Source organism: Hymenobacter aerilatus, from assembly GCF_022921095.1.
Classification (GTDB): Bacteria; Bacteroidota; Bacteroidia; order Cytophagales; family Hymenobacteraceae; genus Hymenobacter; species Hymenobacter aerilatus.
Genome location: NZ_CP095053.1, coordinates 5,101,873 through 5,115,527, shown reverse-complemented (window position 1 = coordinate 5,115,527; position 13,655 = coordinate 5,101,873). Strand labels below are relative to the sequence as shown.

General features: G+C 53.4%; 13 protein-coding genes. 7 read left to right on the top strand and 6 right to left on the bottom strand.

All coding sequences use genetic code 11. The features are described 5' to 3' along the window. Positions 1–75: 75 nt before the first annotated feature. Complete coding sequence (locus MUN82_RS21440) at positions 76–1,578, bottom strand: BatD family protein (protein ID WP_245093693.1); 1,503 nt, start codon at positions 1,576–1,578, stop codon at positions 76–78. A gap of 245 nt (positions 1,579–1,823) precedes the next feature. Between MUN82_RS21440 and MUN82_RS21435 the strand changes: the two genes are divergently transcribed. The 6 genes from MUN82_RS21435 to MUN82_RS21410 all read left to right on the top strand — a co-directional run bounded on the left by MUN82_RS21435 (position 1,824) and on the right by MUN82_RS21410 (position 7,272). Continuing rightward, positions 1,824–2,564, top strand: a complete 741-nt coding sequence (locus MUN82_RS21435; RefSeq protein ID WP_245093692.1) for a ferritin-like domain-containing protein — start codon at positions 1,824–1,826, stop codon at positions 2,562–2,564. A gap of 46 nt (positions 2,565–2,610) precedes the next feature. Continuing rightward, the gene (locus MUN82_RS21430; protein ID WP_245093691.1) at positions 2,611–3,534 is read left to right on the top strand and encodes a ferritin-like domain-containing protein; all 924 of its coding nucleotides are present in this window, start codon (positions 2,611–2,613) and stop codon (positions 3,532–3,534) included. A 264-nt stretch (positions 3,535–3,798) separates the two neighbouring features. After that, on the top strand, positions 3,799–4,512 hold the full coding sequence (locus tag MUN82_RS21425; protein ID WP_245093689.1) for a ferritin-like domain-containing protein: 714 nt from the start codon (positions 3,799–3,801) through the stop codon (positions 4,510–4,512). Between the two features lie 69 nt (positions 4,513–4,581). Next, complete coding sequence (locus MUN82_RS21420) at positions 4,582–5,463, top strand: ferritin-like domain-containing protein (RefSeq protein ID WP_245093688.1); 882 nt, start codon at positions 4,582–4,584, stop codon at positions 5,461–5,463. A 156-nt stretch (positions 5,464–5,619) separates the two neighbouring features. Next, positions 5,620–6,360, top strand: a complete 741-nt coding sequence (locus tag MUN82_RS21415) for a ferritin-like domain-containing protein (RefSeq protein WP_245093686.1) — start codon at positions 5,620–5,622, stop codon at positions 6,358–6,360. A gap of 21 nt (positions 6,361–6,381) precedes the next feature. Continuing rightward, positions 6,382–7,272, top strand: coding sequence for a ferritin-like domain-containing protein (locus tag MUN82_RS21410; protein WP_245093683.1), 891 nt, complete (start codon positions 6,382–6,384; stop codon positions 7,270–7,272). Between the two features lie 385 nt (positions 7,273–7,657). On the opposite strand, the gene queG is transcribed toward MUN82_RS21410, so the two are convergent. From queG to MUN82_RS21390, 3 genes are all read right to left on the bottom strand, one after another. Beyond that, positions 7,658–8,644 (bottom strand): tRNA epoxyqueuosine(34) reductase QueG, encoded by a 987-nt coding sequence (gene queG / locus MUN82_RS21400; protein ID WP_245093680.1) that lies wholly within the window; start codon positions 8,642–8,644, stop codon positions 7,658–7,660. Between the two features lie 122 nt (positions 8,645–8,766). Then, positions 8,767–9,813, bottom strand: a complete 1,047-nt coding sequence (gene ruvB / locus MUN82_RS21395; protein ID WP_245093678.1) for a Holliday junction branch migration DNA helicase RuvB — start codon at positions 9,811–9,813, stop codon at positions 8,767–8,769. A gap of 194 nt (positions 9,814–10,007) precedes the next feature. Then, entirely contained in the window at positions 10,008–10,418 is a 411-nt protein-coding gene (locus tag MUN82_RS21390; protein ID WP_245093676.1) for a DUF4332 domain-containing protein, read from the bottom strand. Positions 10,419–10,716: 298 nt separating this feature from the next. On the opposite strand from MUN82_RS21390, the gene MUN82_RS21385 reads away from it, so the two are divergent. Beyond that, complete coding sequence (locus MUN82_RS21385; protein ID WP_245093674.1) at positions 10,717–11,709, top strand: hypothetical protein; 993 nt, start codon at positions 10,717–10,719, stop codon at positions 11,707–11,709. A 105-nt stretch (positions 11,710–11,814) separates the two neighbouring features. On the opposite strand, the gene MUN82_RS21380 is transcribed toward MUN82_RS21385, so the two are convergent. Together MUN82_RS21380 and MUN82_RS21375 are read right to left on the bottom strand one after the other, a co-directional pair. Next, entirely contained in the window at positions 11,815–12,849 is a 1,035-nt protein-coding gene (locus MUN82_RS21380) for a UbiA family prenyltransferase (protein ID WP_245093672.1), read from the bottom strand. Positions 12,850–12,853: 4 nt separating this feature from the next. Continuing rightward, positions 12,854–13,513 carry an HAD family hydrolase gene (locus MUN82_RS21375; protein ID WP_245093670.1) on the bottom strand — a complete coding sequence of 220 codons (660 nt, stop codon included), beginning with the start codon at positions 13,511–13,513 and terminating at the stop codon, positions 12,854–12,856. Positions 13,514–13,655 lie beyond the last annotated feature (142 nt).

Sequence of the window (13,655 nt, the reverse complement as noted above, 5' to 3'; positions counted from 1 at the left end):
CTCCGTCGGCCGTAAAGGTCAGCAAAAGCGCCCATTGGAGCACATAGTTGCATGGTGTTCCTGCGGTGCTATTGCTCAGGAGCGGCCTCGCCACCAGCCATAGCCCGCTACGCCTAACAGGAGCAGGAGCACCACATTGGTGTAGCGCCTTACATCACGGTAGGCATCCAGCGGCTGCAACGTATTATCGGCAGTCTGCAGGGCCTCTGTGTAAAACGGGTCATCAGGGCGCGGACGAAAGGCAGCTTTGCGGGGCGCATCCTGCACAGATATAACTAGTTGCGGCCGCAGTGTATCGTAGCGGGCTGTAACCGGATTAAAGCAAATAAGCGTGAGCATACTATCGAGCGGCAGCAGGCCCGGCCGGCGGGGTACCATCCGATACGTGAACCGCTTGCGCCCACCTACCCGCCCGCTCTGGCGCGTTAGATCCTGCTGAATATCGGGTCCGTACAGCTCTACCCCCGGCTGCGGGCGTAGCATGGGCGCCGCCAGCGTTGCCAGATTACCCTCTCCCTCAACGGAGAAGGTGTACGTAAATGTCTGCCCTACCTGAAACGTGGTGCGGTCGATGGACTCACGCAGTTGGTAGCGCCCCACTGCCACCCCATCACGCAGAGGGTGGGGCGGCAGGGGCTTCACGGATATTGTGAGCGGGTCGGTGAAGTAGGTTTTGTAGCCTTCCAGGCGGTCAGCAGGGTCCGTAACGGGGTCTTTCGGAATTTTGTATTTCACCATTTGCAGCGAAATCACAGGAAAGCGCAGCGTCTCGGTGGTAAGCGTATACAGCTGCGTTTCGTAGAGGCGGTAGCGCAGGTATTTCTTTCCATCTACTGTGATGGTTTCAGGCGTTATTTCCTGATCCTCGAAATGTTCTTCCCAAGCCGAGCGCTGTTGCAACTGCTGCATAATGCCAGGCAGCTGACCCGCAAAATTGTAGAAGTCGAGTAGGCCCTGGTCGGCGGGAGTGAGGTAGAAATACATGCTCACGTGCACGCCCTCGCCCACATACACGCTGCTTTTATCGGCCACCAATGCTAAGAAAGCGTGGTCCTTCGGCTCCACGTAGGCATCGGGCTTGGGTTTGCCAAACAACTCATCCAGCAAGCCGATGCCTTGCAAGGGCTGGTTGCTGGGAGTAGGCGTAGTGCCTGCTGCGGGTGGTGTAGTGGCCGCTTGCTGTGGTCCTACCTCCAAAGTGGTACCCGGCGACCGAACGGGGTTGCCATTCACAGTAATTGTGAATGGCGGCAGCTCAAATTCACCTTCCTCGTAGGCGGCGTACCGCTGCGTAATGGTTAGCTCAATCGAGCTTTGGTCCCCTACCGTCCGCGTAGTGGTGGTATTCAGCTTGCCACTTTTCTTGAAGCCTTCAATATCCGGAAAAGCCGAGTAGCGGTCTAACGCCGCTCCGCGCAGGGTGAAGCTGATCGTAAAATACTCGTTGATTGGAAACTCCGTGCGGCCCAGCGTCACCACTGCCTGACCTGCATCTTTAGCGGGCGGCGTTGTTTGAGCACGGCTTCCCGTGGCAAGCACTACCAGCAGAAAGCAGACAATAGCTTGAAGTCGTATCACATGCAAATTTAGGTAAAACTGACAGCTCACTGCCAAATAAGGATTTCTACGTAGCCAACAGGGTCGAAACAGGCGAAGCAGTGATTTGGCGTAGTTGTTTATACGTACAAGCTCATCCGTAACACACTGTTTGCTAGAATAAAGCACCAAATCGTGTTGGACTAGCCTGTAGCAGGCGCCGTAAAAACGGCAGAATCCAGCTAGCGAGGTATGTCCTCTGACGCACTCACCCAACCTTCCTCTATATGTCCAACATTATCAAACCCGACGACACCGGTACTGCTCTCTCCAAGCCGCTGTACGTCCCCATCAAGCGTCGTTCTTTCTTCATGTATGCCGGGGCTACGGCGGGCGTAACGGCTCTGGCACTGGCTGGCTGCAACGACGATAATAACAATAATCCGAATTATATCGATGTCGGTGCGGGCGATGTAGGCGTGCTGAACTACGCTTATGCACTAGAACAGTTGGAAGCTGCTTTTTATGCTCAGGTGCTGACCGGTGGCTACTTCACTGCCGCAGGCACCCCCGAAGCCGAGAAGCAGATCTTTCGAGACTTGGCTTTGCATGAGAAGATCCACGTTGACTTCTTCAAACAGGCCATTTCAGGTGCCAATGCCACGCCCTTGAAGGACCTAACCCCGGACTTTTCTTCTATCAACTTCGGCGAACGGGCTAGTGTGCTGAATGCAGCTAAAACGTTTGAGGACTTGGGAGTAGCCGCCTACAATGGTGCTGGCCAGTATATTCAGAATGCCGCCTACCTCACCATTGCCGGCAAGATTGTATCAGTAGAGGCGCGCCACGCAGCCCTGATTCGTGACCTGATTACCTTCAACTCTTTCGTGGCCGACGATGTAGTGGATTTCAGCCTAACGAGTGCTACTGCCCGACAGGAGAAGTCAAAATCTCCCACTGAGGTGCTGAATGCGGCCAACATGTATCTGGCCGACGGCTCTAAGTTGAGCGCTAGCAGCCTACAGTAAGCGCCCTCTGTTTCTTTTCCATCCACTTATTCGTCGTCTTCTCATCATGGATTTATTTAAAATTATATCTGACATCGAAAAAGTAGACCCTGAGGTCTATGCTCGTTTTGATACCCGCCGGCGCGCTTTTAAGCATATCTCGGGTCTGGGCAAAGCCGTAACGGCTGCTACCCTACCAGCTATGTTGGGTACTATGTTTAATAAGGCCTACGGTCAGAGCACTGCGCTTTCTCCCGAAATTGTGCAGACGCTAAATCTAGCGTTGCAGTTGGAGTACTTAGAGCGCTATTACTACCAGCGTGGCCTGGATACCCCCAATCTCATTCCGGCCGCCGATGTGCCCGCCATCACCATCATTCGCGATGATGAGATAGGCCACATCAACGCGATTCGGACTGTGCTCGGCAGCCAAGCTATTAACGACCCTACCGCTGCTGCATTCGACTATACCGCCGGGGGGCGCCTCACTCCTTTTGCTAACGCCGCCAGCTTCTACGGCACGGCCCAGGCATTTGTAGATACCGGCGTACGTGCTTATAAAGGAGGCGCGCCAAATCTGATGGGTAACAAAACGATTCTAACAGCTGCACTCAATATTCACTCTGTAGAAGCTCGTCACTCCTCGCACATCCGGCTGCTACGCCGGGGCGGGGTAGGCGCTCAGGCTGATTTGGCTGATCTGAGCAACAAGCCCAAAAGCTGGATTTCCGGTAACGATAATGGAGGTCCGGTACCGGCTGTAACGGCTCCGGTGTACGGACAAGGCTCCAACGCCAATTTCCCTGCTGAAAGCAACGTTACGCATGCCAATATCAACGTGCAAACCTCTTCCACTCCACCTGCCGGCCTCACGATTACGCCAGCAGCAGCTTCGGAAGCCTTCGATGAACCGCTGGATGCAGATGCAGTAAAAGCTATTGCTCGCAACTTCCGCTCGGCAGTTGGTGTGACGGCCGGCCTGTTCAGCTAGCCTTCGCTACAAACCCTTTTGAACCACAACAAAAAGGCCGCTCTGAGAGCGGCCTTTTTGTTGTGGTTTTTTTGTGCATTCTGCGCTGTCTGGTAGAAGCTCGACAAAAAAAAGTACAGCCCCCCAATCCAAATTTCGAGCTCGGCCGTAAATCACTGCAAACAACAAGCTTCTAGGATATTTGATACTGACAAAAGGCAGAAAAAGCTGCCCTGGCTCTGTATTGCCCTTGGTTTCCGTGTTTCACCCAACTTCCTCTTTTTTATGTCCAACATCATCAAACCCGGCGAAGACGAGACAGGCTTCACCAAGCCCTTGTACGCTCCCATTAAGCGCCGCTCTTTCTTTATGTACGCCGGGGCTACGGCGGGCGTAACGGCTCTGGCATTGGCCGGCTGCAACGACGACAACAACAACTCAATGCCCGGCATGGTCGATCTGGGCTCGGGTGACACGGGTATTCTGAACTATGCGTATGCTCTAGAGCAGCTGGAGGCTGCTTTCTACACGCAAGTAGTAGCTGGCACCTATTTTTCCAGTGCTTCAGCTGCTGAGAAATCTGTTTTCACCGATCTGCGCGACCATGAAGTGATTCACCGTGAGCTATTTAAAGCTGCTCTAGCGGGCGGTGCCATCAAGGCATTAACGCCGGATTTCTCGTCTATCAATTTTGCAGACCGTACTAGCGTACTCAATGCCGCGAAGGCTTTTGAAGACTTGGGGGTAGCAGCCTACAACGGAGCTGGCCGCTATATCTCGTCGGACGACTACCTGACGCTGGCCGGTAAGATTGTATCGGTAGAGGCACGGCACGCAGCACTGATTCGGGACTTGATATCGAATGGCACCTTCATAGGTACCGATATCATCAACTCCGATGGTCTGGAAATGTCGAAAACGCCTACTGAGGTAGCAACCATTGCCAATACCTTCTTGGCGGATGGCTCGAAAGTAAGCGGCACTAATTTGCCTAAATAAGCGGTACCAGTCCGCAATCTGCTTCCAGCTTCGTCGCTGTTTTCCTCTCTTATCTTTCGACGCACTCCCATGAATCTTTTCCAGATAATCTCCGACATTGAAAAAGTAGATCCAGAAATCTACGACCGTCTCGACCCTCGCCGTGCAGTATTTAAGCACTTCGCTGGCTACGGTAAAAAACTTGCTGCCTCTGCCGTTCCCCTGGCCATGGGCGCTATGTTTCAAAAGGCGTATGGTCAGACCACGACCGGCGTAGCTGGCGTATTAAACTACGCTCTGAGACTGGAGTACTTAGAAGCTGAATTCTACCGTCAGGCGCTGGCTGCTCCTGGTCTTGCTGCTACCCTCACTGGTGCTGGTCGCACGGCTATTACTGCTATCTATAACCACGAAGTAGCCCACTACAAATTCCTGGATGCTGGTATTAAGGCAGCTGGAGCTACGCCGGTTAGCATGCCCCAACCTAGTGCCTACGATTTTACGGGCTCGAAGGGCGCCAAACGCACACCGCTATTCCCCACTGTATTCACTGATTACAATACCTTCCTGGCTGTAGCACAGGCGTTGGAAGATACCGGCGTTCGTGCCTATAAGGGTCAGGCTACTGCTCTGAAGGGTAGCAAGGATCTGTTGCAGGCTGCACTTAATATTCACTCCGTAGAAGCCCGTCACGCCTCGCACATCCGGACTATGCGCCGTGGTCTTGCCAATGCTCCAGGTGCGCCGGCTACTGCTCCCAAGAGCTGGATTTCAGGCAACGACAATGGTGGCCCAGCTCCCTCTGCCACATCGGCCGTATATGCCGGCGAAGAAAATGTAACGCAGGCTGGTGCCAACGTGCAAACGCTTAACGGTGGTGTTACGCTGGGTGCTAACGCCGGCTCAGAAGCATTCGACGAGCCGCTGACGATGGCCCAAGTATTGACTATTGCCGAGAACTTCTTCGTGTAAAGGAGTATACCAAGCACAAAAGGGCCCGCCATATGGCGGGCCCTTTTGTGCTTTTTTTGGGGTCCATCTGCTATTCATCCGGAACTGAGTAACTTTACCAGCGCCTATGGCAGGTTTATAGTGAATCTGTTCTGAGAGCCTGTTTTGTCTTTGTGTATGTCTGATAAGCTTACTCCCTTCCTCACGCCTACCCCTTTGCCGCGCCGTATGTTTTTGCGGGCCGCCGGCGTCACGGCTGCTACCTCGGCCCTGGTGCTGGCAGGCTGCAGCGATGACGACGAGAGCACGCCCGTAGCGCCTACCACTCCCCTGCTTTCTTATACGAATGGCGTACAGAACATTACCGCCAACAACATCGTATTCAATTACTTATACAGCCTACATCAGCTCACTCTGGCTTTCTACCAGGCAGTAGTGGCCGCTTTTCCCACGGACATGCCAGTTGCCGAGCGCACGGGCTTCACCGACTTACGCGACCACGAGCTAATTTATACAGAGTCGTATAAGTATCTGTTGGGCACCAACGGCATTGCTTCGCTGGCTTTTAGCTTTACTACCCTCACGCTTACTACCCGTGCCGGGGTATTGGCGGCAGCCAAAAAATTTGAAGACTTGCTTGTAGCAGCCTACAACGACGTTGTGACGCGCTTCTCTATGGACGCCACTGGCAGAGACTATTTACTGTTTACAGGCAAAATTGCTTCCGTAAAAGCTCGCCACGCTGCTTACGTGCGCGACTTGGAAGTAGCCAATTCATTTGCCGGCACCGACGTAGTGGTGAGCAGCGGCGACCTGGCCGGGCTCGATGCTACGCTTACCCCATCGGCGGTGGTTACGGCATTGGCTCCCTATTTCACAGTCACTGTAGTCACGTCTAATACGGCTGCCTTAGCCTAGTCTCGCCTGTCTTCTCCGCGTATGAATATTTTGAAACTCTTGGTCAATCTGACCGAAGCTGACCCGGAACTATTGGCTCGGCTAGGCTCGCGCCGCGAAGCCCTGACCCGCCTGGGCTCCCTGACTGGTAAAGCGGCTATGACCACGGCGCCGCTAGTAGTAGGCTCGGCCCTGCGTCAAGCCTACGGACGTGGTGCACAGACCATTACCGACTCGCTTTCACTGGCGCTAACACTGGAGTTGCTCGAAAACAATTTCTACTCACGGGCATTGGGGCTGGTGCCCAATACACCCGCTGTACCCGCCGGCTTCATCCCAACTGATCTGCGGCCGGGCATCGTTACGGTGCAGCAGCACGAGCAGCAGCACGTTGCTTTCCTCACGCGGGTGCTACAGGCCTCCGGCGCCGATGTGCCCACCACCCTCAACTTTGATTTTACGGGCAGCAAAAATGGCACACGAAGCCCCCTCTTCGCCGACGTATTCAGCAATTTTGATACGTTTTTGCAGGTAGCGCAGCTGCTAGAAGATACGGGGGTGCGGGCCTACAAAGGCCAGTTGGCCACAGTGCAGAGCGACCGGGTGTTTCTGACTGCCGCCGCCCGCATTCATTCGGTAGAGGCCCGGCACGCCGCGCACATCCGGATTTTGCGCCGCAACCGCAATGCAACGGTGAAACCCTGGATCAGCCCAACAGACCAATCCATTACCACGGCAGGTCTAACTGATGCTGTATACGCTGGCGAAGAAAACACCACGCAGCGCGCGGCCGGACAAACTATTCCATTTAATACACTACCCATCGATGCGGCTGGTGCAGGGCAAGCTAGCCTGGAGAAAGTGCAGGCGGCCTTCGATGAGCCCATCACGGCTACTACTGCTACCAACTTAGCTACCTTATTTATATACTAAAACATAGGAAAAACCGCTTATTTGAGGAATAGGCAAAGAAAAAGGGACGCGCTTGCGTCCCTTTTTCTTTGCCTGAAAATTTAATTCTCGGATTTTCTGATGGTTAGGAATTAGCTTTCCCTAAATTACCACTCTACCTAACGCTTGTTCGTATAAGGTTCGCTCCCCCACCCAGTTATCCACCCGCTAATGAAAACCACCCACCATGCTAGAGTACACCAAAACCATCCTGTCTAAGGTTAGCTTCGACAAATTTTTATTTGAAAAGGAATTGCGCAAAGCACTCCGCACAATACTACCCGAAGAGTTGGCCCAATTTAAAGAATGGTGCTACACTCAGTTTGCCAAAGTGTACCGCACTATTCTTAACCGCGCTTTCAGCCAACTAGCCCTCTGATTCTGCCGCTTCCCTACCCGCCGATGCCTCCGCATCGGCGGTTTGCGTTACAAACAAAATATTGCGCTGTAAGCCGGCATAGCCGGTCCGCTTCACTGCCGATTGCCGAAATAATTCAGTGAATAGTTCATGGGTAATTTCCTGCCAATCGGTGGCGCGCAAGTGCTTGAATTGGGGGTGGGCCTGAAACTGCGGCTCGTTGTGCGTCTGGGCAAACCGATTCCAAGGGCACACATCCTGGCAGATGTCGCAGCCAAATACCCAATTGCCAAACTTACCGGCCACTTCCTGCGGTATCTGGTCTTTCAGTTCGATGGTGAAGTAACTGATGCATTTGCTGCCATCTACCACGTAGGGCTCCGTGATGGCACCCGTGGGGCAAGCATCCACGCATTTGGTACAGGTGCCGCAATAGTCCTTAATGGGGCCGTCATACTCCAAGTCTAGGTCCAGAATCAGCTCCGCAATAAAGAAAAAGCTGCCCGTGCCGGGGCGAATTAGGTTCGAGCTTTTTCCTACCCATCCCAGGCCGCTTTTCTTGGCCCATACCTTATCCATCACCGGCGCCGAATCCACAAATACACGCCCCCCTACCTCTCCTACTTCCTGCTGAATGTCGGCTAGTAACGTTTTCAGCTTGTCTTTAATGACAAAGTGATAATCGCGGCCATAGGCGTACTTGCTGATTTTTAGTGTATCGGGCTCGTTGGATTGCTGGTCTTCCTCGGCAGGGTAGTAGTTCAGCAGCAGCGACACCACCGACTTGGCACCGTCGACGAGCAGGCGCGGGTCGAGGCGCTTATCGAAGTGGTTGGCCATGTAGGCCATTTTGCCGTGGGCGTTGCGGTTCAGCCAGTTTTCCAGCCGCGGCGCCTCCTCCTCCAAAAACTCCGCCTTCGAGATACCGCAATACATAAAGCCCAGCTCAGCGGCGCGGCGCTTGATGAAGGCGGTATACTGGGCAGTGGGCAGCATGCGAATGGAATAACGCTTGATTGAATCAGTCAGGATAAAAGAAAAGCGTACCTGAAAAGTTCAGATACGCTTTCATGCGCAAAGATCTGTGAAAAGATACTACCCTTCTACAGTGATTTGTCTTAACTAAACAGCTCCCCCGTGCTGGCGTTGCCGCGCAGGTGCTGGGGCATGGTGCGGCCCAGGTGCTGGTAGGCGGCTTCGGTGGCTTCGCGGCCGCGGGAGGTACGCTTGATATAGCCTTCCTGAATCAGGAAAGGCTCGTACACTTCCTCAATGGTTTCGCCTTCTTCGCCACAGGCCGTAGCAATGGTGCTGATACCAACAGGGCCACCCTTAAACTTGTCGATGATGGTGCTCAGGATGCGCTTGTCCATGTCGTCGAGGCCACGGGCGTCTACGTCCAGCGCGTTCAGGGCAAACTGGGCAATATCGACGGTGATGGTACCTGTGCCCTTGATCTGGGCAAAGTCGCGGGTACGGCGCAGCAGGTTGTTGGCAATACGCGGCGTACCGCGCGAACGGCGCGCAATTTCGTAGGCAGCATCCTCGTAAATCGGTGTGTGCAGAATCTCGGAGGAGCGTTGCACGATACTAGTCAGCAGCTTAGCATCATAGTATTCCAGACGCGAGTTGATGCCGAAGCGCGCCCGCAACGGCGACGTAAGCAAGCCCGAGCGTGTGGTAGCCCCGATGAGCGTGAACGGCGACAGCGAAATCTGCACCGAGCGCGCATTTGGCCCCGAATCGAGCATGATGTCGATACGGTAATCCTCCATGGCCGAGTAGAGGTATTCCTCTACTACCGGGTTGAGACGGTGAATCTCGTCGATAAACAGTACGTCGTGCGGGTCGAGGTTGGTGAGCAGACCGGCCAGGTCGCTAGGTTTATCGAGCACCGGACCGCTGGTCATTTTGATGCCTGCGCCCAGCTCATTGGCAATGATGTGCGACAACGTAGTTTTGCCCAGGCCGGGAGGACCGTGCAGTAGTACATGGTCAAGGGCGTCGCCGCGCTGCTTAGCGGCGGCCACAAAGATTTTCAGGTTCTCAACTACCTTGTCCTGCCCGGCAAAGTCGTCGAAGCTGAGCGGGCGCAGGGCTTTGTCAATGTCTTTGTCCGTGGCATCGAAATGATCGGAGCCGCCGGTGAGGTAGGGTTCACGCATATGCAAAGGTAAGCGGATTGTGGTTGGCTAAAGAACAGCGCACAGCGCGAATTTGTCCCATAATATTAGCATTTTTTCACCCAGACCGAAATTACTAATTACAATAGCCATTAGATGCAAAAAAACCGCGCTGGCGCTTAGTAAAATAAAGCACCAACGCGGCTGCGTCAATTTAGCTTACAGGCCTGAAAGGCCTATTGGTAGGAAACTTCTGGCTCAAGACTCTTGGCATGCGCCACAATATCAGCCATTTGCAACATATCGGGCACGGCACTCACTACCTGATGCTGCTTATTGAGGGCGACTAACTTACTGTGTAGGCTGAACGGCGAGCGGCCTCGCAGGTCGAGCATGGTCGTGATGCCGGCTTGCTCCAGCAGCGCCGTCAGCCCAGGCTCTAATCCGTCGATACGCGATAAGTCGGCGGAGTTTACCCATTTGAAAATCTTCATTTCTTCTATGCCCGTAGTACGGGCTAGTGCACGACGGTCGGCGGGCGTACGAGCCGCACGAAGCAATGCGTCCGACGTCATGATGCCTTCCTGCTCGAGGGTAGCTGCTTGTTTAGCCGAAATACTTTTAATAGAATTGATTTGATAGTGCATGTGTATGGATTAAGTGAACAATTTATTAAATCAATAATACAAAGGTACAATAAATAATATTTAAACACAATATTTATTCACTCAATCCATACACATTCATTATTTTCATATACCGCTATTTAATCATTAATCAACTTATAATCAGATATATAATTAAGATTATTACTCTTCAATAATAATCAAGTCTATTTTTATTTTAATTTTTTTAAACAATTAAATAATTAGCATACCTACAGGATTACTATTACATATAAAACAACTAAACTAATTAATCTACTTTTCTTCGACATCTTTGCAAATGCTTTCTTTTACGCACTCGCACGACCACTCACTACGTCCTTTGCCGCCTGCTACCTACACGCAGTTGGCGCCCGCCTTGTCGGCATTGGGCATGGCTACACAGCATTTTTTCCAGTTGCCAACGGCAGCGCCAGCGCAGGAAGCCATAACCACACTCACGCGCCTTGATGGTACTGCCGTAGCCCAGTTGGCGGCGCTGGCTTCCACGCCCGAGCTGGAAGGATTGATTGCTACCTACCCTCTTCGCCTCTACGACTATGTGCTGCTGGGTAGGGCTGCCCTGGGCAGCCCGCTGGGCGCGGCCGTGCGTGCCTACCTCCGCCAGCAGATGCAGCTTTCGGATGAAGAGTTGGAACGTCTTTTTGCGTATTGCTTGCAGCTAAGCGCCGAATTGGAAAATGCGCTGGAGCAGTTCCTGGCGGGCCCAAGCGGCGCGGCGGCACTGGCTCCATTGCGCCGCCGGCAGCAACAGATACAAGCCGTTTTTGCGCAGTACGAAACCAGCTTACTACCGGCGTTGCCGCCAGCGGCTACCCTGGGCTTCGACGAGGGGCGCTTGCAGCTTCTGCGCCTGGCACTGCTGCTCACGCAGGAGCTGCGCCATACGACGGCAGCAACCCACCCTTTCCTGCAGGCCCTACCCTCACTTACAGCCCTGTCTGACTCAGCTATGGAAGCCATTACGGCACGACTACGTGTGGTGGAAGCTGGGGAACGGCTCCCGCTGAGTTTGCCGGAGCTAGTACTGCTCTACCAGGTGCTGCACGTGTGTGCATTGGCTTTTGTGTCGGATGTGCTGGGTACGGTGGGCCTGGAGGATGCCCTACCCCTCGCCGACCACCCAGTGACTCCTACCCCTGGCAGCAGCCGCCAGGCCGTGGCAGCGCTGGCTACGGGCTTCATTGGATGGGTTGACCGGGAATTTGGTCAGGAACCCATTGTGCAGCAGGCCAGGCAAGAAGTAGCTGCATTGGCCGAGCTATTGGGATAAAAACACAGCAGGGGGCCGTTCAGCTAGAACGGCCCCCTGCTGTGTTTTTACAGCGTTGAAATAGGCAGGCGATTTATCGCATAGTCTATTTGCGGCAGAGCAGCATTAATTGAGCGAATATGTTTCCTGTAAAAACAGGTTCAGCCACGGAATATCCACAAACATGAGCACTGTGAGCAAAACGCAAAACAGGGCTACATACAGCATAAACCACTTGCGGGTATAAAGCTTTTCGGAGCCCTGTACCGGCGAGTTTTGCAGCAGCCCGAGGCGCAGGTACCAGGCAAATAGCAAGGCAAAGAACGGGAAGCTAACCAGCAGCTCTACCCGATTCTTAATGAGGAAAATACCCAGAAAGAAAGCCGAAGTAAGAGCATAGAAAAACATCGAAATCAGCAGGCTGTGCTCGGTGTAGAACTTGAAAGAGCGACGGTACAGGCCGGCCAACTCAGGGTCGCCAATGAGGCGATACTCTGCGAAGCGCTTGGTGGCCATCAGGAATGCCCCGCCCATCCAATAGGCAATCAGAATGCTGGAAGGGGGTAGGCTTTGGAACAGATCGGTCCAGTTGACGGTGCCAAACGTGAGTGCCGGCGCCACGATAAACCAGCCCAACGCAAACCGAATGGGGTTGTTGATGGACTCAGATAGTACATCCAGGAACACCCGCTCTTTGGTACGGAAGGGGCGCACGTTGTACATCACACCCATAAACAGCAAGAAGGCCGCCACCAGCAAGAACTGCATAGAAATCTGGTGGGCTAGTGTGAGGCCTACAGCAGCCAGTCCGGCCCACTCCAGATACACCAGCTTTGCATTCACCACACGCACCACCGACGTGCGTTTTTTCTTGAGCGGGTGAAACTTATCGAACTCGGCATCCAGGTATTCATTGATGACGTAGTTGGCCGATGCTATCAGGCAGGTGCTCACGATGCCTAACACCAGTTCCAGCACAAACCGCGAATCAATGCTTGGCTGGTAAATGAGCAAGGCAAAGAGTACGCCCGGCATCATAAAGACGTTTTTAGCCCAGTTGTCGGGGCGCGCAATGGCAATGTAGTCGCGCAAGCCGGCGGGCTGTAATTCCACGGCTTCCATCTGACCACTGGCGCCAGGGTGCGTAAATGTGTTTTCCATACGGTTAGTTGGTTGAAGGAAACAGCTGATTTTTCAGGTTATGATAGAAGTTGAATTGAGCGAACGGCTGCTTATCGACGATGAGGTAGGGCATGTTGGCCCGCTCTGCGCACACACCGTCTAGTTCTTGTCGGTCGCCGATGAAGAGGCACTCTTCGGGCGCTACCCCCAACTGCTGGGCAATGTAGAGCAGGCCCTCTGGGTTTGGCTTCATGCGGTCAACACAGGAATCAGTGGAACTGACCACGATGTCGGCCTGCAAGCCCATGGCCGCCAGCTTGTCGTGCGCGGCGTAGTCGGAGTAAATGCCGATTTTAACTCCACGTTGTCGCAGGTTGTCAAAAAAGGTCTGCGTGCCTGGATACACGCACTGCGCCAAATACCGGTTAGGGTTGCGGAATATCCACTGCTCTACCGTACGCTTGATTTTGGGAATAGAATACCCGCTTTTTTCGGCGCACCACGCATACTGTGCATTTTCTAGATCAGGACCAACGGCACCGGAACGCTTCTCACGCTCCGACCGAAACCGGCTCAAAATCAGCAGTTCCTGGGCACGCCAGGGCCGCAGGGCATAATACCCCACCAGCGCGTATAGCATCTTGCGGCGCAAACGGGACTGCTCGTATAGCGTCCCATCTACATCAAAAATAACGGCCTTCACTGTAGATAACGTAGCTTGTAGAAGTTTGAGCGATGGTTGTGCTGCTTTGAATGAATTGCGAATAATTTACGAATATTGCCATAATACAGTTGTTTATAAAAATCGTAACAATTTCATCATTTTTGTATAATCCGAAGCCCTC